This window comes from Aeromonas sp. INTO2, assembly GCF_049860605.1.
GTDB classification, from domain to species: Bacteria; Pseudomonadota; Gammaproteobacteria; order Enterobacterales; family Aeromonadaceae; genus Aeromonas; species Aeromonas caviae.
Window position 1 is genome coordinate 2302855 of record NZ_CP187588.1, and the last position, 16469, is coordinate 2319323.

General features: G+C 62.9%; 16 protein-coding genes. 10 read left to right on the forward strand and 6 right to left on the reverse strand.

Annotation, left to right across the window (positions count from 1 at the left end; all coding sequences use genetic code 11):
- Positions 1-161: 161 nt before the first annotated feature.
- The 3 genes from ACPW74_RS10890 (at position 162) to ACPW74_RS10900 (ending at position 3272) form a co-directional block, all read left to right on the forward strand.
- Positions 162-1805: a hypothetical protein gene (locus ACPW74_RS10890; RefSeq protein WP_049636200.1), complete on the forward strand. Its 1644-nt coding sequence runs from the start codon at positions 162-164 to the stop codon at positions 1803-1805.
- A 130-nt stretch (positions 1806-1935) separates the two neighbouring features.
- Entirely contained in the window at positions 1936-2439 is a 504-nt protein-coding gene (locus ACPW74_RS10895; RefSeq protein WP_049636201.1) for a M48 family metallopeptidase, read from the forward strand.
- Positions 2440-2522: 83 nt separating this feature from the next.
- On the forward strand, positions 2523-3272 hold the full coding sequence (locus ACPW74_RS10900) for a DUF2927 domain-containing protein (protein ID WP_080988580.1): 750 nt from the start codon (positions 2523-2525) through the stop codon (positions 3270-3272).
- A gap of 237 nt (positions 3273-3509) precedes the next feature.
- Here the strand turns inward: ACPW74_RS10900 and ACPW74_RS10905 are convergent, their stop codons facing one another.
- Entirely contained in the window at positions 3510-3764 is a 255-nt protein-coding gene (locus ACPW74_RS10905) for a DinI family protein (protein ID WP_010674481.1), read from the reverse strand.
- A 225-nt stretch (positions 3765-3989) separates the two neighbouring features.
- Here ACPW74_RS10905 and ACPW74_RS10910 point away from each other — a divergent pair, with 225 nt between their 5' ends.
- Both ACPW74_RS10910 and ykgO read left to right on the forward strand, forming a co-directional pair.
- On the forward strand, positions 3990-4259 hold the full coding sequence (locus ACPW74_RS10910; protein ID WP_039040091.1) for a type B 50S ribosomal protein L31: 270 nt from the start codon (positions 3990-3992) through the stop codon (positions 4257-4259).
- Positions 4256-4381, forward strand: a complete 126-nt coding sequence (gene ykgO / locus ACPW74_RS10915) for a type B 50S ribosomal protein L36 (protein WP_010674479.1) — start codon at positions 4256-4258, stop codon at positions 4379-4381. The genes ACPW74_RS10910 and ykgO overlap by 4 nt, the downstream gene beginning before the upstream one ends.
- Positions 4382-4449: 68 nt before the next feature.
- Here the strand turns inward: ykgO and araC are convergent, their stop codons facing one another.
- The 4 genes from araC to ACPW74_RS10935 form a co-directional block, all read right to left on the reverse strand.
- The gene (gene araC, locus ACPW74_RS10920; protein ID WP_049636203.1) at positions 4450-5361 is read right to left on the reverse strand and encodes an arabinose operon transcriptional regulator AraC; all 912 of its coding nucleotides are present in this window, start codon (positions 5359-5361) and stop codon (positions 4450-4452) included.
- Positions 5362-5493: 132 nt separating this feature from the next.
- Positions 5494-6495: an L-arabinose ABC transporter permease AraH gene (gene araH / locus ACPW74_RS10925; RefSeq protein WP_010674477.1), complete on the reverse strand. Its 1002-nt coding sequence runs from the start codon at positions 6493-6495 to the stop codon at positions 5494-5496.
- A 48-nt stretch (positions 6496-6543) separates the two neighbouring features.
- Positions 6544-8040 carry an L-arabinose ABC transporter ATP-binding protein AraG gene (gene araG / locus ACPW74_RS10930; protein WP_010674476.1) on the reverse strand — a complete coding sequence of 499 codons (1497 nt, stop codon included), beginning with the start codon at positions 8038-8040 and terminating at the stop codon, positions 6544-6546.
- Positions 8041-8106: 66 nt separating this feature from the next.
- Complete coding sequence (locus ACPW74_RS10935; RefSeq protein WP_039040094.1) at positions 8107-9090, reverse strand: arabinose ABC transporter substrate-binding protein; 984 nt, start codon at positions 9088-9090, stop codon at positions 8107-8109.
- A gap of 360 nt (positions 9091-9450) precedes the next feature.
- On the opposite strand from ACPW74_RS10935, the gene ACPW74_RS10940 reads away from it, so the two are divergent.
- From ACPW74_RS10940 to araA, 3 genes are read left to right on the forward strand one after another with little or no spacing between them, the layout of a single operon-like run.
- Entirely contained in the window at positions 9451-11127 is a 1677-nt protein-coding gene (locus ACPW74_RS10940) for a ribulokinase (RefSeq protein ID WP_049636204.1), read from the forward strand.
- The gene (locus ACPW74_RS10945) at positions 11124-11822 is read left to right on the forward strand and encodes an L-ribulose-5-phosphate 4-epimerase (protein ID WP_049636205.1); all 699 of its coding nucleotides are present in this window, start codon (positions 11124-11126) and stop codon (positions 11820-11822) included. The genes ACPW74_RS10940 and ACPW74_RS10945 overlap by 4 nt, the downstream gene beginning before the upstream one ends.
- Positions 11823-11836: 14 nt before the next feature.
- Positions 11837-13336, forward strand: coding sequence for an L-arabinose isomerase (gene araA, locus ACPW74_RS10950; protein ID WP_049636206.1), 1500 nt, complete (start codon positions 11837-11839; stop codon positions 13334-13336).
- A 96-nt stretch (positions 13337-13432) separates the two neighbouring features.
- On the opposite strand, the gene ACPW74_RS10955 is transcribed toward araA, so the two are convergent.
- A complete protein-coding gene (locus ACPW74_RS10955) occupies positions 13433-14326 on the reverse strand; it encodes a LysR family transcriptional regulator (protein ID WP_425859150.1) in 894 nt (297 codons plus the stop codon).
- A gap of 115 nt (positions 14327-14441) precedes the next feature.
- Here ACPW74_RS10955 and ACPW74_RS10960 point away from each other — a divergent pair, with 115 nt between their 5' ends.
- Both ACPW74_RS10960 and ACPW74_RS10965 read left to right on the forward strand, forming a co-directional pair.
- Complete coding sequence (locus tag ACPW74_RS10960) at positions 14442-15593, forward strand: methionine aminotransferase (RefSeq protein ID WP_049636208.1); 1152 nt, start codon at positions 14442-14444, stop codon at positions 15591-15593.
- An 8-nt stretch (positions 15594-15601) separates the two neighbouring features.
- On the forward strand, positions 15602-16417 hold the full coding sequence (locus ACPW74_RS10965) for a carbon-nitrogen hydrolase family protein (protein ID WP_049636256.1): 816 nt from the start codon (positions 15602-15604) through the stop codon (positions 16415-16417).
- Positions 16418-16469: the final 52 nt, after the last annotated feature.

Genomic DNA, 16469 nt, shown 5'->3' on the forward strand with positions numbered 1-16469 from the left:
CAGCCCTGTCTTGTGATGGGGCCTGCCAGTGCAGCCAGAGGCGTGAAAACGATACTTTTACGAATTATTTCAGGTGCCTACACTTCTTCCATTGCATCGTGCAGCCCGGCTCGGCAAGATAAGCCCGCTTTTTCAGTCTTTCCCGCAGGAACAGGTCACCCATGAATCATGCCATCCGCTTTACCCCGCACCGCCACAATCCCGGGATCAGGCCGTCGGTCATCTTGCTCACCGCCCTGATGGCTCTGCTGTTCTGTCTGCGCAATCCGCTGTTCCACGGCATGGCCCCGGGATTTGATGCCTCCCTGTTTGCGGTGATGGGCAAGATGTGGAGCGAGGGGGGCGTACTCTATCGGGACATGATCGACATCAAGGGTCCCATGATCTTCGCCCTCGATGCACTGGGCTATGGCCTTGGTGGCTTCTTCGGGATCTGGCTGCTGGAGTGGGTGCTCTGCTGGCTGGGCCTCATGGCGAGCTGGCAGGCTTTTTCGCAGCTCGGGCTCTCGGTGCGGGCGCGACTTGGCAGCATGCTGGCCCTGCTGGCGCTCTACAGCACTCGCTACTACTACGGCAACATGACAGAGGACTGGACATTCCATCTGGCCCTCATCGCCCAGTGGGCTTTCATCACCATGCTGCTGGACAAGCGATTCAGCTGGGGACCGGCCCTGGTCGCCGCACTCACCTTCGCCATCGTGGCCTGGATGCGCACCAACAACGGCGCCTTCTGGGGTGCCTGGTATCTGGTGCTCTTCTGTCACTGGTGCCTGCGCGAGCAGTGGCGCTGCGCCTTTGCCCTGCTCTTTTCCAGCCTGCTTGGACTGGCCCTCGTCGGCGGCCCGCTCTATGCCTACTTCCAGCACCACGACGTGCTGGCCGAGTTCAAATACTACGCCTTCGGCATCTTCTTTGAAGGGAGCTACGGCAACGGCTTCTCTCCTGAGGTGGGCGCCGTCGGTCTGCTGCGCACCGGCCTCATCATGCTGCTGCCCGCCTTCCTCGTGCTGATGCTCGGGCGCCGCCAGGAGTGGTATCTCCCCGCGCTGTGCGCCACCCTGCTGGGGGTGCTGTTCACCCTGATCGCCAACTCGGTCTCCGGCCATGTGTTCGATCACTATGACGTGCTCTATCTGCAGCTTGGCCTGCTGCCGCTCGCCTGCCTGCTGGACAGAAGCGAGCAGCGATCCGATGCCCTGGGGCTACTTTGCATCTCCCTGGTGGTGCTGACCGCCAGCTGGCTGCTGGCCCAGCAGCTCGGTTACGGCTGGAGCACCAAGGAGTGGTCTCTGGAGCGGGTGCGCGAGGTGCTCGGCAACAGCCTGCTGTGGGCCTTGCCCGTGCTCATTCTGGTCCCGCTCTGGCGCGCCTGGGACGTGCGAAGCGCCACCCCCTGGCTCGCCTCGCTGGCCATGCTGGTACTGCTGGTCAACAACGCCTGGGAAGGCAATCTCAAGGGCAGGCCGTTCAATCCCCCCGCCCAGGTCAGGGTCGATCGTATCCTGGCCGAGACGACCCCCACCGACAAGATCTGGGTCGATGGCATCCAGCCGCAATACTACCTCTGGACCGATCGCCAGCCGGCCTCCGCCTATCTGTTCTTTGCCAACGTCAACCCGCCCTACGATGTGCGCGAGCGGGTGCTGGCTGACATCCAGCGCCAACACCCCAAATTCATCATCGCCAAACCGGAGCGGGTGGCACAGGAGCTCAAGACGCCGACCTCCCCCTCCCACCTTGCCTTCTACCAGTATCTGGCAGGTCAGTATGAAGAGGTGGACCCGGGCCTGTACCGGCGCCGCTAATCAGGCACACAGAAGGGGCCATCCTGGTGATGGCCCCTTTTCGTTGCCGTCATAAAGAGGGCGCCCACCATGTTCAAGGGGCCCCATCCTGACTACAATGGCGCTCTTTTTTGCGGCAGAGGGAAGAATCATGGCGGAGCTGACTTATCTGGGGGGCTATCCGGAGCCACTCAAGGCTCAGGTACAGCAGTTGATTGCGGCGGGCAAACTCGGCGAGATGCTGGCCAAACGCTACCCGCAAACCCACCTCGTCCAGAGCGACAAGGCGCTGCTCGCCTATACCATGGAGCTGAAGAACCGCTACCTGAAAAGCTCGGCGCCGCTTTCCAAGGTGATCTTCGACGGCAAGATCAACGTGATCAAGGATGCCCTGGGACTGCACACCTATGTCAGCCGGGTGCAAGGCAGCAAGCTCAAGGCCAAGAACGAGATCCGCATCGCCGCCCTGTTCAAGGAGGCCCATCCCGCCTTTCTCAAGATGATAGTGGTACACGAGCTGGCCCACCTGAAGGAGAAGGATCACAACAAGGCTTTCTACCAGCTCTGCCAGCACATGGAACCGGACTATCATCAACTGGAGTTCGATCTCAGGCTCTGGCTCACCTGGCGTGATATCGAGCGTACCGACCGCTGATCCCCTTGCAAGGAGGCAAGATGCGCCCATGGCACACACCTGTCCAGCCCGTTCGCCATGGGCACTGGTTGCTCCCGGGGCTGATGCTCTGGCTCTTCTCCCTGCCGCTGTCGGCCACCGAACGCTGGCAGCGTGATGACTACCTTGTCCAGAGCTTCATGGAAATCGCCATGAAACGGGAGTATGGCCATGAACAACAGGAGCACTTCTCCCGCTGGCCGGGCCCCGTGCGTCTCAAGCTCGTCAACGAATTCGGCGACAAGCCGCTGCAGGCCGAGGTCGTCAAGGTACAGACCCGTCACCTGAGCAGGATCACCGGTCACCCCATCGAGATTGTCAACGACAACCCCAATCTCACCCTCATCATGACCCGGCACAAACAGATGGCGAGCTGGGCTGCGCGCACCATGCGCCAGGACGAGTCGGTGCGCATCGCCCTCAAGGAGGGGATCTGCCTGGCCAATTTCGCCACCAACGCTCGCTACGAGATCACCCGTGCCACCATCATCATTCCGGTGGATTACAGCCGGGCAAAAGGTCGTTTTCTGGATTGCGTAGTGGAAGAGTTGAGCCAGGTGATGGGGCTGCCCAACGACTCGGACAAGGTGTTCCCCTCCATCTTCAATGACAGCAGCATCGACAGCTTTCTGACCGGGCTCGATTACGTGTTACTCAAGCTTGCCTACCACCCGGCATTGCAACCGGGCATGACGGCGGACGAGGTACGCGCGGCGCTCCCCACCGCCCTCAAGGCACTGCGTGCCAATGACGACATCACACAGGCCACCCAACGGGTACAGGTCGACAGCCTCAAGCGTTGGGCGGGACTCTGAGCGCAGCCAGAGACATGACTCTTTCGCCTTTCGCCTTTCGCCTTTCGCCTTTCGCCTTTCGCCTTTCGCCTTTCGCCTTCATGGTCATGCGCTTACCCCATCAACGCAACACGCAGCCCATGGCTGCGTGTTTTGAAGAGCGGTTCGGCAAAGCCGGTACAGGGATCATCATCCGGCTGGAGACTCCTCCTCTCGGCCTGGCAGATCACGACGATGCTTGCCGCTGAGAGCTTATCTTCAGGCCTCCAGAGCCTCTTCTTCCGGCATCCAGCTATCGGCGTTTTCCCACACCTCCTGAACCATGGCTTCGGCCAGCTCCTTGTCTTCCTTGCTGGCGCGACTGACCGTCAGAGCCATGGCACTACCCGGTGCCACCCGCACATGCAGATCGGGAAAGCGCTCACCCAGTTGCTTGAGCAGCTCCTGGCGCAAGGCCTCCATGGTCGAGGTGGGGATCTGGTGTTTTCTGTCGATGATGATTTCCAGGCGCATAGGGTACGTCTCCATGATAATTTACTGTATTTTTATACAGTAATCTTAAAAAGTAAAGATGGTGGCTGCACATAAGCCCTCACCGCCCATGCCTTCTTGCTGACGATGTGCAGCCGAACGGCCCCGATTTTCCCCCATCGCTGTCATCATGGAAAAAACAGTTGATATTGATTCTCATCCATCGCATTATCCATGCCTTGTTATAACATAACAAAAGAGGCAATCATGCGCCCCCATATTCACCCTGAATACCGCAAGGTTCTGTTCCACGATCTCGCCAGCAATACCTACTTTCTGATCGGCTCCACACTGGCCACCGATCGCACCAGAGAGTGGGAAGATGGCAACACCTACCCCTATGTGACGCTGGATGTCTCCAGCGCGTCCCACCCCTTCTATACCGGCAAACAGAAGCAGGTCGGCAAGGAAGGTCAGGTCGCTCGCTTCGGCCAGCGATTCGGTCAGTTCTTCAGCAAAGGAAAAGAGAAACAATGAAAGTCCTCGCCTCCCTGAAATCCGCCAAGTCACGTCACCCGGACTGTCAGATCGTGCGTCGGCGCGGCAAGCTGTTCGTCATCTGCAAGAGCAATCCCAGGTTCAAGGCTCGTCAGGGCTGATTGCGCATCCGCCCCTCATGGATAACAAAAGCCCTCGTCATGAGGGCTTTGTCATCTCTGGGCTCTGCTCATAGCGGGGTGGCGCACTTGCGGTATTCGGTGGGGCTGACCCCTACCCGCTTTCGGAACACCCGCGAGAAGTAGAGCTGATCGTCATAGCCCACCTGCTGGCCTATGGTGGAGACCGACAGCGGCGTGGTCTGCAGCAGCAGCTTGGCCCGCATGATGCGCTGATCCTCGCGCCAGCGCACTATGCTCACCCCCACCTGCTCGCGAAACAGGTGCGCGAGGCGCGAGGGGGACAAGAACACCTGCTCCGCCAGCGCTTCCACCGAGATCTCGGCCGAGAGGGACTCGCTCAGGATCTGGCACGCCTCGTGGACCCGGTGATCGATGGCGGGATAGGCATTCTGGGACGATGCCTCGTAGCAGCGGATGAGCAACCGCTCCAAGAGGTTCATAGCCAGTTGCTCCGACATGGGTCGCAGCTGCTTGTGGGTCTCCTCGATGTCGAGGAAGAGGGTGTCGAATTCGGTGAGCAGCTGGTTGTCCGCTAGTTGCAGTCGCCCCACCTGCTCCGTCACCTGGGGCCACTTGAGCCAGTCAGCCCAATAGGCCCGCGGCCGGAAATAGACCCAGCGGTGATACCACTCCCGGGCATCCGGCGCCCGGCCGTAATGGTGCACCGCCGCTGGTGGAAAGAGCAGCAGGTCCCCGGGCTCCACGGTGAAGGCCTTGTCCCCCTGAAAGATCTGCCCCTTGCCCTTGATGGTCAGATTGACGATGAACCCCTTCATGCCGTGGGGCCTGTCGATGGTGAAATCCAGCGCGCTCCCCTGCTCGATGGGAGTCATCCCCGAGACCAGGAAGACGTCGAAGGCGTAGCCAGGCAGCAGGGGATTGAGTTGTTTCGGCTTCTCTTTTTGCATCGAGGACATGGCGGAAAACAGGGTTTCGGTAAAAAAGTCGACATGGGCCATTGTAGAGATCCGGCGTAGGAACCCCCTATGTTCGCAAGCTGTTCGTTGTGAAATTGTTGAACTGGCTCACAGCTTGCCGGGGAAAACACCGGGCCGACGCGAGGCCGGCCCGGTGACGAGGAAAGACATCGCTCAGATACGGGCTTTGCGCACCTGCTTGTAGCGGTCGAACAGCACGGCGGCGAGCAGGATGAGGCCACGCACCACGTACTGGGCAAACGGGGAGATGTTGAGCAGGTTCATGGCGTTCTCCATCAGCCCCAGGATCAGCACCCCGGCGATGATGTAGGAGATCTTGCCGATCCCCCCCTTCATGGAGACCCCACCCAGCACGCAGGCGGAGATCACCACCAGCTCGAAGCCGATGGAGGTCATGGGCTGACCCGAGGTCATGCGGGATGCGAGGATGATGCCGGCGAGCGAGGCGATGAGCCCGGTCATGGTGAAGATGATGATCTTGGTGCGCACCACGTTGACCCCGGCCAGACGCGCCGCCTCCTCGTTGCCCCCCATGGCCAGGGTATTGCGCCCGAAGGTGGTCTTGTTGAGCAGCAGACCGAACAGCACGAAGCAGACCGCCGTCAGCCAGATGGGCGTCGGGATGCCGAGCAGGGCGGAGTTGCCAAGCTCGAAGAAGCCCTCCTCCACGATGCCCACCGCCTTGCCGTCGGAGATGATGTAGCCCACCCCGCGCGCCATCTGCATGGTGGCAAGGGTGGTGATGAGGGCGTTGATCTTGAATTTGGCCACGACGATGCCGTTGATGAGGCCAAAGACAAGGCCCACCGAGAGACCGGCCAGAATGCCGAGGGGGATGCTCTCGGTGGCGTTGATGCCCACCGCGCAGGCAACCCCGGAGCAGGCCACCACTGAGCCCACCGACATGTCGAACTCGCCGGAGGCGAGGCAGAACAGCATGCCGCAGGCCACCATGCCCGACATGGAGACGGCAAGCCCGAGCCCGCGCATGTTGATCAGGCTGGCGAAGTTGGGGACCAGCACGCAGGCGAGCAGGAACAGGATGGCGAAAATCACCAGCATGCCGTACTGATCCCAGATGCGGGTCAGTTGCAGGCGGGTACCGCTCGCCGCGGTGTCGTTGGCGGCTTGGCCGACCGAGGTCGTTGTTGTCATGGTATTTCTCCTGAAAATTCCGGGTGCTATCTCGTTGCGGTCAGCAGATCAACGGGCCGGCATGGCCAGATTGAGCGCCTTGACCTCGTTGGCCTCGTCGTGGGAAAGCTCTCCGGCGATCTCCCCCTCCCGCATGACCAGGATCCGATCCGCGATGCCCAGCACCTCCGGCAGCTCGCTCGAGACCACCACCACAGCAATGCCCACCTTGGCCAGATCGTAAATCACGTTGTAAATCTCGTTCTTCGCCCCGACGTCGATGCCCCGGGTCGGTTCATCGAGCAGGATCACTTTCATGTCTTCCGACAGCCAGCGCCCCAGAATGGCCTTCTGCTGGTTACCGCCGGAGAGGTTCATGATGGCCTGCTGGGGAGACGGGGTCTTGACCCGCATGTCGCGGATCCGCAGCCTCGCGTTCTCGTCTTCCCACTTCTGGTTGATCCAGAAGCCTCCCCACGCGTGGTGGCGGCGGGCGCTGATGTTGATGTTCTCCTGCACCGAATGGATGGGGATGATGCCGAGCGCCTTCCTGTCTTCGGTGCAGAGCATGATGCCGCTGCGAATGGCGTCGATGGGGCTCTGAATGACCACCTGTTTGCCAAACACCGATATCTCGCCCCCTCGAGGTGTCTCAGCGCCGAAGATAAGCTTCATCAGCTCGCTGCGCCCGGCCCCCACCAGCCCGAAGATCCCGAGGATCTCCCCTCTCTTTACCTCGAGCGACACCGGCGCCTTGAGGCCGGGTCCCATCAGGTGCTCCACCTTGAGGCCCGCCTCGCCTAGCGGCCTTGGGCTGTAGCCATAGATGTCGGTCAGCTCGCGCCCCACCATGGTCTTGACCAGCAGATCCCGGTCCACCTCGGCCATGGAAGCGAAGGTGCGCACGAACTGGCCATCCTTGAACACCGTGATGGCATCGCACAGGGCGAAGATCTCGTCCATGCGGTGGGAGACGTAGAGAATGACCTTGCCCTCGTCCCGCAACTGGCGGATGACCCGAAACAGCTGCTCAATCTCGCGGGACGACAGGCTGCTGGTCGGCTCGTCGAAGGCGATGACGCTGGCGTCCCGGGTCAGGGCCTTGGCGATCTCCACCATCTGCCACTGACCCAGGGACAGGTACTTGAGCGGCGTCTCGGGGGAGACGTCCATCCCGAGGCGCGCCAGCTGCCTGGCTGCATCCTGATAGAGCTTCTCCCGATCGATGACGCCGCGCCGGGTCGGCAACTGCCCCAGGTAGATGTTCTCCGCCACGCTCATTTCAGGGACCAGGTGCAGCTCCTGATAGATGATGGCAATCCCGCTCTCAAGGGCATCGACCGTGTTTTGGAACACTTTCTCCTGACCCGCCAGCTTCACCACCCCGCGGGTGGGCGCCTGAAAACCGCTCAGGATCTTGAGCAGGGTGGACTTGCCGGCCCCGTTCTCTCCCATCAGCGCGTGTACCGTGCCCTGCTGGCAGGCGAAGGAGACGTTCTGCAGCGCCTTGACGCCGGGAAACTCCTTGCTGATGCCGCAAAACTCCAGATATGGAACTTGATTCATGAGATGACTCCAGCCAGCCGGCACGGCGCACTCCGCCATGCCGGCATGGGTATCAAGGGATGGGGATCACAGCCCTTTCTTTTGCAGCTCGGCCTTGAAGTTGTCGCGGGTGATGAGTACCACGTCGGTCACCTCGGTGAACTTGGCAGGCTCGGCGCCGTTGACGACCCAGTCATGGAGCATCTGGATGCTCTTGTAGCCATGTACGTCCGGGCTGGGCAGCAGGGAGCCGAGGAAGCCGGTGGCGCTGGACTTGGAGAGCTCGTTCACCGCATCCACCCCGTTGATGCCGATACCGATGACGTTCTCCGCCTTGAAGCCCTGCCCTTCGGTGGCGCGCACGCCGCCGAGCACCGTGTTGTCATTCATGCCGACGATGAGCCAGTTCTTGACCTCGGGGTGTTGCACCAGCATGGAGTTGGCGGCATCCAGCGCCCCCGGAATGTCATTGCTCTTGGTGGGCGCGCGGAAGATCTGGCCCTCGGGGAAACCGGCAGCCTTGAGCGCGCCCAGGGAGCCCTCGACCCGGCGACGGGCGGTATCGAGCTCGTCGGCGGTGATGGCGAGCACCCCGGTCGCCTTTACGTCCCACTGGCGCTTTTGCATCTCCTTGTAGAGCTCCTGCCCCTGACGCTCGCCAATCTTGGTGGCGGCCATCATCACCAGCGGCACCTGCTCCATGGGCTGGCCCTTGGCGTTGACGAACTGGTCATCCACCGTGATGACCTTCAGATCCATGCTGTTGGCCTTGGCCATGATGGCGGCACCGAGTTTGGGATCCGGAGTACAGATGACGAAGCCCTTGGCGCCATTCGCCGCCAGACTGTCGATGGCATTGAGGGTCTTCTCCCCGTCGGGGACGGCTATCTTGATCACCTCGAAGCCCAGATCCTTGCCCGCCTTGTCGGCGAAGTTCCACTCGGTCTGGAACCAGGGCTCCTCGGGCTGCTTGACCAAGTAGCCCAGCTTCAGCGCTTCGGCCGAGAAAGCAGAATTTGCCATACCAAGGGCGAACCCCATCGCGATCATGCCTTTAACGATTTTGTTCATGCGAATGTCTCCAACGGTTCTATCAATCCATGTATCCACGCAATGCTGCTCGTTGAGTCAGTCAAGTCGCAGCCATATAAAAACATGCTTAAACAGGACGTTATTGTTGTTGCTGGTTGAGCGAACCAAGTTGTAATCGTTTTCACTATTAAAAATGGAGAGCAGGATCACGCCATGAGATTGCAGCCATTTCGTCTATATAATTAGCAATTTCGTCACATATTGAATTTTAGAGAGCCGTCACCCTGTCGCACTGACAGCGTTAAAATCCATATTTCCAGCAGCCAATGGCTAACCGCCCCTCCTGCCCATCTCCTATGGTTCCCCCCAGTCACCCCTCATTGATGGTCAGGAGCACTTATGTCTGAGCACATCGTCATCGGACTCGATTTCGGCAGCGACTCGGTCAGGGCACTCGCCGTGCGCTGCCAGGACGGCGCCGAGCTGGCGACCCATGTCGTCTATTACCCGCGCTGGCAGGCAGGCCACTACTGCCAACCGGTCAACAACCAGTTCCGCCACCACCCCCTCGACTATCTGGAGTCCATGGAGCAGGCGGTGGTGGCAGTGGTGAGCCAGCTCACGCCGAGTCAGCGCACCGCCGTGCGTGGCATCGGGGTGGACAGCACCGGCTCGACGCCAGCTCCCATCGATGCAGAGGGCCGTGTGCTGGCCCTGCGTCCGGAGTTTGCCGACAACCCCAACGCCATGTTCGTGCTGTGGAAGGATCACACCGCCATCGAGGAGGCGGAGGCCATCACTGCCCTGTGCCACGGCGGCCAGTTCCCCGACTACAGCCGCTACATCGGCGGCATTTACTCCTCCGAGTGGTTCTGGGCCAAGATCCTGCACGTCTCCCGAGCCGATGCCGCCGTGCGCGCCGCCGCCTGCAACTGGGTCGAGCTGTGTGACTGGGTCCCCGCCATCCTGAGCGGCACCCAGGCCCCGGCCACCCTCAAGCGCGGGCGCTGCGCCGCCGGCCACAAGTCCCTCTGGCACCCGAGCTGGGGCGGCCTGCCCCCCGCCGACTTCCTCAATGCCCTGGATCCCCTGCTGACGGAGGATCTCGACTTCCCCCTCTTTACCGACAGCTGGACCGCCGATCTCCCGGTCGGCACCCTGACCCCGGAGTGGGCGGAGCGGCTGCACCTATCCTGCGAGGTGGTGATCGCCGGCGGCGCCTTTGACTGCCACATGGGGGCGGTGGGAGCCGGGGCCGGCAACAATGCGCTGGTGAAGGTGATAGGCACCTCCACCTGCGACATCCTGATCGCAGGCGAAGCCACCATAGGTGATCGGGCCATTGCCGGGATCTGCGGCCAGGTGGATGGCAGCGTGGTGCCGGGCATGGTGGGGCTGGAGGCGGGACAGTCGGCGTTCGGTGACATCTATGCCTGGTATCAGCGCCAGCTCGGCTGGCCCCTTGACAGCCTCGCCGCCCAGTATCCGGAGCTTCGCACCGCCATCGAGCGCCACAAGCAGGCCCTGTTACCCAGCCTTGCCGCCGCCTGGGATCAGCAGCGCGACCTGGCGCACCTCCCGGTGGTGCTCGACTGGTTCAACGGCCGGCGCACCCCCTATGCCAACCAGCGCCTGCAGGGCACCCTCACGGGGATCAACCTCGGCACCGATGCCCCCGATCTCTTCGGCGCCCTGGTGGCCTCCACCGCCTTCGGCGCCCGCAGCATCATGGAGTGCATGACCAGTCAACAGGTGCCGGTGGAGCAGGTGATCGCCCTTGGCGGCATCGCCCGCAAGTCCACCACTGTGATGCAGACCTGCGCCGACGTGATGAACAGGCCTATCCAGGTGGTGGCCTCGGATCAGTGCTGCGCCCTGGGGGCGGCCATCTTTGCCGCCGTGGCGGCCGGGATCCATCCCGATGTGGCCAAGGCCCAGCACCACATGGCGAGCGCCGTGGAGCGCACCCACCAGCCACACCCTGAGCGGGTCGCCGAATACGAGCGCCTCTACCAGCGCTACCTCGCCTGGGGCGCCGCCGCCGAACCGCTCTACAACCGGGGGGTGCCGGCATGAACCTCAAGATCCTCAAGGAGCAGGTGCTCGCCGCCAATCTGGATCTGCCGCGCCATGGCCTGGTGACCTTCACCTGGGGCAACGTGAGCGGCATCGACCGAGAGCGCAATCTGGTGGTGATAAAGCCAAGCGGCGTCAGCTACGAGCGGATGCGGGTCGAGGACATGGTGGTGCTGGATCTGGCGGGCAAGCAGGTTGAGGGCGCCTTGCGCCCCTCCTCCGACACCGCCACCCACCTGGTGCTCTATCGCGCCTATCCGGAGCTTGGCGGCGTGGTGCACACCCACTCCACCCATGCCACCGCCTGGGCCCAGGCGGGGCGCCCCATCCCCATTTTCGGCACCACCCAGGCCGACTACTTCCACGGCGAGATCCCCTGCTCCCGCCTGCTCACCCCGGGCGAAGTGGAGGAGGACTACGAGGGGCTGACCGGTCATCTCATCGTCGAAACCCTCAAGCAGACCCCCATCCTCACCATGCCGGGGGTACTGGTGGCCAACCACGGCCCCTTCAGCTGGGGCAAGAGCGCCGAGGATGCAGTACACAACGCCGTGGTGCTGGAAGAGGTGGCCCGCATGGCCTGGCTCACCGGCCAGATCAACCCGGGGGCCCGCCCCCTGCCCGATTACCTGCTGGAGAAGCACTACCAGCGCAAGCATGGCAAACACGCCTATTACGGCCAGACAAAAGCCTAAAAGAGGACAAACTCATGGAATTGATGAAACAGCTGGAAGTGTGGTTCCTGGTCGGCAGCCAGCACCTGTATGGCGCCACCACATTGAAGCAGGTGGCCGATCACGCCCACACCATCGCCAGCCAGTTCAACGAAGGGGCGAACCTGCCCCTCAAGATAGTGCTCAAACCCACCGGCACCACCCTGGATGAAATCAGCGCGGTGGCCCGGGATGCCAACCACGACCAGCGCTGCGCCGGGCTCATGGTGTGGATGCACACCTTCTCCCCTGCCAAGATGTGGATCCCGGCGCTGAGCCAGTTGCAAAAGCCTCTGCTGCAGTTCCACACCCAGTTCAACCGGGATCTCCCCTGGAGCGAGATCGACATGGACTTCATGAACCTGAACCAGACCGCCCACGGCGGACGCGAGTTCGGCTTCATGGGGGCCCGCCTGCGGCTGCCACGCACCGTGGTGGTGGGTCACTGGCAGGATGAAGAGGCCAGACAGAAGATTGGCAACTGGATGCGCATCGCCGCCGCCATCCACGACAGCCGCCACCTCAAGATCGCCCGTTTTGGCGACAACATGCGCAACGTGGCGGTCACCGAGGGCGACAAGATTGAGGCCCAGATCCAGTTCGGCTATCAGGTGAACTACCACCCGGTCGGCGATCTGGTCAAGGTGATCGATGCCGTGCCCGACAGCGACATCGAGGCGCTGCTGGCCGAATATGAGGCGACCTACACCCTGACCGAGGCGGTGCAGGCGGGTGGGCCGCTGCGTGCCTCCTTGTACGAGGCGGCGCGCCAGGAGCTGGGGATGAAGAAGTTCCTCACCGACGGCGGCTTTGGCGCTTTCACCACCACCTTCGAAGATCTCTATGGTCTGCACCAACTGCCGGGCCTCGCCTGCCAGCGCCTGATGGAGCAAGGCTTCGGTTTTGGGGCAGAAGGGGACTGGAAGACCGCGGCCCTCTTGCGCACCCTGAAAGTGATGGGATATGGCCTTGCGGGGGGTGCCTCCTTCATGGAGGACTACACCTACCATCTGGAAGCGGGCAACAACCTGGTGCTGGGAGCCCACATGCTGGAAGTCTGCCCCTCCATCGCCGCAGGCAAACCCGTGCTGGACACCCAGCATTTAGGCATAGGCAAGAAGGCCGATCCGGCCCGCCTGCTGTTCGCGGCCCCGGCGGGCAAGGCGGTCAACGCCAGCCTCATCGATCTCGGCAACCGTTTCCGCCTGGTGGTCAATCAGCTGGAAGTGGTGGACCTGCCAGAGGCCATGCCGAAACTCCCGGTGGCCAGCGCCCTGTGGAAACCCCTGCCGGACCTGCAGACCAGCGCCGAGGCCTGGATCCTGGCGGGCGCCGCCCACCACTCGGTGTTCACCCAGGCGGTGAACATCGAGCAGCTGCGCACCTTCGCCGACATCATGGGCATCGAGTTTGTGGTCATCGACGAGCACACCCGCATCCCCGCGCTCAAGGAGCAACTGCGCTGGAACGAGGTCTACTACAAGATCTGCCAGTGACCCCTTAATCGGCCAGCGGCCATCACCATGACTGTATGGAGATGGTATTCACCTGACAACAGCCCCGCCCGCGGGGCTGTTTCATTTCGCGTCCCCTCAGGGATGACCCTCCTCCCCCTCCAGCAGCCAGTGACAGACCCGCTGCACCCCGTGGCGCTGGTTGTCAGGCCGGGCGAGCAGGGCGTATTCGTGATCCGTCTCCAGCACGGGGGCAAAGGGAGCGACCAGGGCGCCGCTCTCCAGCTCCTCGGCCACTATGGTGGGATCCCCGAGAGAGAGGCCAAATCCCTGCAGCGCAGCATTCATCGCCAAGTCCAGGGTATCGAACAGCTGCCCCCCCTGGGGCTGCCAGGGGATGTCGAGGAAGGCGGCAAACCAGTTGCGCCAGTCCCGCCTATCGGCGCTGGCATGGATGAGAGGCAGCAGGGGCAGCTCGTTCTGGTCGCGCTCGAACAGACGATGCTTGGCAGCAAACGCCGGGGCGCAGACCGGGGTCAGCCGTTCCCGAAACAGGGGCTGGCTGTGGGGATAGCGCCCCAGGCAGGGCTGGTAGACGATGGCGAGATCGAAGGGCTCCCGGGAGAAGTCGATGCCATGGCTGTGGCTGCCACGCACCTCCACCGCCTCCCCCTCGAACGCCTGCAACCGCCGCAGCAGCCAGCGGCTGGCGCAGGAGGGCACCTTGATGCTGATCGCCTGCTCGTGGGGCAGGGCCTGCAAGGCGCTGAGCCCCTCCCCCATGCGGGCCAGCCCTTCACGAACGAAAGGGAGCAGCCGCTCGGCGGCGGGGGTCAAGGTGAGACAACGGGTGCCGCGCACGAACAGCAGGTGGCCCAAGCGCGCCTCCAACTGGGCGATCTGCTTGCTCACCGCCCCCTGGCTCACGCACAGCTCGTCGGCGGCCAGGGTAAAACTCAGGTGGCGGGCAGAACACTCGAAGACCTGCAGGCCATAGAGAGGCAACTGAGTACGCGGCTGGGTGGACAACATGACAAGCCTCCATGCTTGAGAAAAACTCATGCATACCATGCCGAATAATCCGTTGTCCGGCAAGCCTTGGGGGGGCTAAAAAGGGACCTCTTTCACACACGCAGGTGACGGCGCCATGTCCATCCCCCAGGTTTCCAGCAAACTGCCCCAGGTGGGCACCACCATCTTCACCGTGATCGGGGATCTGGCCGCCCGCCATCCCAGCATCAACCTCTCCCAGGGGGCGCCGAGCTTCCCCTGCGATCCCGAGCTCATCCGGGTGACCCACGAGGCCATGCTGGCCGGTGAAAACCAGTACGCCCCCATGACGGGGCTGCCTGCCCTGCGCGAACAACTGGCGGCCAAGATTGCAGCCAGCTACGGCCATCACTATGACGCGGGCGAGGAGATCACCATCACCGCCAGCGCCAGCGAAGCCCTGTTCTGCGCCATCACCGCCCTGGTTCACCCCGGCGACGAGGTGATCATGTTCGAGCCGGCGTTTGACAGCTACCGCCCCATGATCCAGTTGCAGGGAGCCACCCCTGTGGTGATCGCCCTCAAGGCGCCGGATTTCGCCATTCCCTGGGACGAGGTGGCCGCCCGCATCACCCCCCGCACCCGCATGATAGTGCTCAACACCCCCCACAACCCCACCGGCACCGTCTGGCAGGCAGGGGATCAGGAGCGCCTCGCCCGCCTGGTGCGCGGCACCGACATCCTGATCCTCTCGGACGAGGTGTACGAGCACGTGGTGTTCGACGGCGCCCTGCACCAGAGCGTCATCCGCTATCCGGAGCTGGTGGAGCGCTCCGTCGCCGTCTTCTCCTTCGGCAAGACCTTCCACGTCACCGGCTGGCGGGTGGGCTACTGCGTGGCGCCCCGCCCCCTGATGGAGGAGATCCGCAAGGTGCACCAGTTCGCCATGTTCGCCGCCGACACCCCCATGCAGTACGGCTTCGCCCACCTGTTGCAGCAACCGGCCCACTATCATGGGCTGGCAGCCTTCTACCAGCGCAAGCGCGACCTGCTCGCCACGGCCCTGGCCGGTTCGCGCCTGACCCTGCTCCCCTCGGCGGGCAGCTTCTTCATGCTGGCAAGCTACGAGCGGGTAAGCGACGAGCCGGACAGCCTCTTCGTGCAGCGGCTCATCCGCGATCACGGGGTCGCCACCATTCCGGTCTCCGCCTTCTATCACGACGGCACGGATCAGCGGGTCATCCGCCTCTCCTTCTCCAAGGATGACGACACCCTGCTGGCGGGCGCCGAGCGCCTGTGCGCCGTCTAGGGGGCACCATGGATTCACTGCGCGTTGCCGTCCTCCAGATGGTCTCCGGGGATGACCTTGACCACAACCTGGCCCAGGCCGAGGCGTTGCTGCGTCAGGCCGCGGCCGAGGGGGCCGAGCTGACCCTGCTGCCCGAATATTTCTACCTGATGCCGGTCGATGAGCGGGCGCGAGTGGCCCTGGCCGCCCCCGTTGACGATCACCCCCTGCTTGCCTGGGTACAGGGGCTGGCACGGGAGCTCGACGTCTGGATCCTGGCCGGCACATTGCCGCTTGCCAGCCACGAGCCCGGCAAGATGCACAACAGCAGCCTGCTCATCGACCCCCAAGGGCAGATCGCAAGCCGCTACGACAAGCTGCACCTGTTTGGCTTTTGCACCGGGCAGGAGCAGTATGACGAGGCCGCGACCATGACCCCGGGACGGGAGGTGGTGAGCCATCCCCTGCCCTGGGGCGTACTGCGCCTCGGGATCTGCTACGACCTGCGCTTCCCGGAGCTGTTTCGCCTGGGGCCCGCCCCCGATTTCATCGCCCTGCCCGCGGCCTTCACCCACACCACCGGGCTCGCGCACTGGGCGCTGCTGCTGCGGGCCCGGGCGGTAGAGAATCTGGCCTTCGTGTTTGCCAGTGCCCAGGGGGGACACCACCCCGGTGGGCGGCGCACCTTCGGCCACAGCATGATCATCGATCCCTGGGGCCGGATACTGGCCCAGGTAGAGGAGGGTCAGGGCATGGCCATCGCCACCCTGGATTTGGCAGCACAGCGCACGGTGCGCAGCCAGTTGCCGGCCCTCACCCATCGCAAGATAGCCGTCGGCCCTTGAGGCCGGCACCCTTTAGCACGCTAGGAATGACACCACACTTCAAGGGACTGAC

What these genes read in the sequence shown, in the direction of transcription:
- ACPW74_RS10890 (WP_049636200.1), top strand. Translation starts at nt 162, where the DNA reads ATGAATCATGCCATCCGCTTTACCCCGCACCGCCACAATCCCGGGATC.
- ACPW74_RS10895 (WP_049636201.1), top strand. Translation starts at nt 1,936, where the DNA reads ATGGCGGAGCTGACTTATCTGGGGGGCTATCCGGAGCCACTCAAGGCT.
- ACPW74_RS10900 (WP_080988580.1), top strand. Translation starts at nt 2,523, where the DNA reads ATGCTCTGGCTCTTCTCCCTGCCGCTGTCGGCCACCGAACGCTGGCAG.
- ACPW74_RS10905 (WP_010674481.1), bottom strand. Translation starts at nt 3,764, where the DNA reads ATGCGCCTGGAAATCATCATCGACAGAAAACACCAGATCCCCACCTCG.
- ACPW74_RS10910 (WP_039040091.1), top strand. Translation starts at nt 3,990, where the DNA reads ATGCGCCCCCATATTCACCCTGAATACCGCAAGGTTCTGTTCCACGAT.
- ykgO (WP_010674479.1), top strand. Translation starts at nt 4,256, where the DNA reads ATGAAAGTCCTCGCCTCCCTGAAATCCGCCAAGTCACGTCACCCGGAC.
- araC (WP_049636203.1), bottom strand. Translation starts at nt 5,361, where the DNA reads ATGGCCCATGTCGACTTTTTTACCGAAACCCTGTTTTCCGCCATGTCC.
- araH (WP_010674477.1), bottom strand. Translation starts at nt 6,495, where the DNA reads ATGACAACAACGACCTCGGTCGGCCAAGCCGCCAACGACACCGCGGCG.
- araG (WP_010674476.1), bottom strand. Translation starts at nt 8,040, where the DNA reads ATGAATCAAGTTCCATATCTGGAGTTTTGCGGCATCAGCAAGGAGTTT.
- ACPW74_RS10935 (WP_039040094.1), bottom strand. Translation starts at nt 9,090, where the DNA reads ATGAACAAAATCGTTAAAGGCATGATCGCGATGGGGTTCGCCCTTGGT.
- ACPW74_RS10940 (WP_049636204.1), top strand. Translation starts at nt 9,451, where the DNA reads ATGTCTGAGCACATCGTCATCGGACTCGATTTCGGCAGCGACTCGGTC.
- ACPW74_RS10945 (WP_049636205.1), top strand. Translation starts at nt 11,124, where the DNA reads ATGAACCTCAAGATCCTCAAGGAGCAGGTGCTCGCCGCCAATCTGGAT.
- araA (WP_049636206.1), top strand. Translation starts at nt 11,837, where the DNA reads ATGGAATTGATGAAACAGCTGGAAGTGTGGTTCCTGGTCGGCAGCCAG.
- ACPW74_RS10955 (WP_425859150.1), bottom strand. Translation starts at nt 14,326, where the DNA reads ATGTTGTCCACCCAGCCGCGTACTCAGTTGCCTCTCTATGGCCTGCAG.
- ACPW74_RS10960 (WP_049636208.1), top strand. Translation starts at nt 14,442, where the DNA reads ATGTCCATCCCCCAGGTTTCCAGCAAACTGCCCCAGGTGGGCACCACC.
- ACPW74_RS10965 (WP_049636256.1), top strand. Translation starts at nt 15,602, where the DNA reads ATGGATTCACTGCGCGTTGCCGTCCTCCAGATGGTCTCCGGGGATGAC.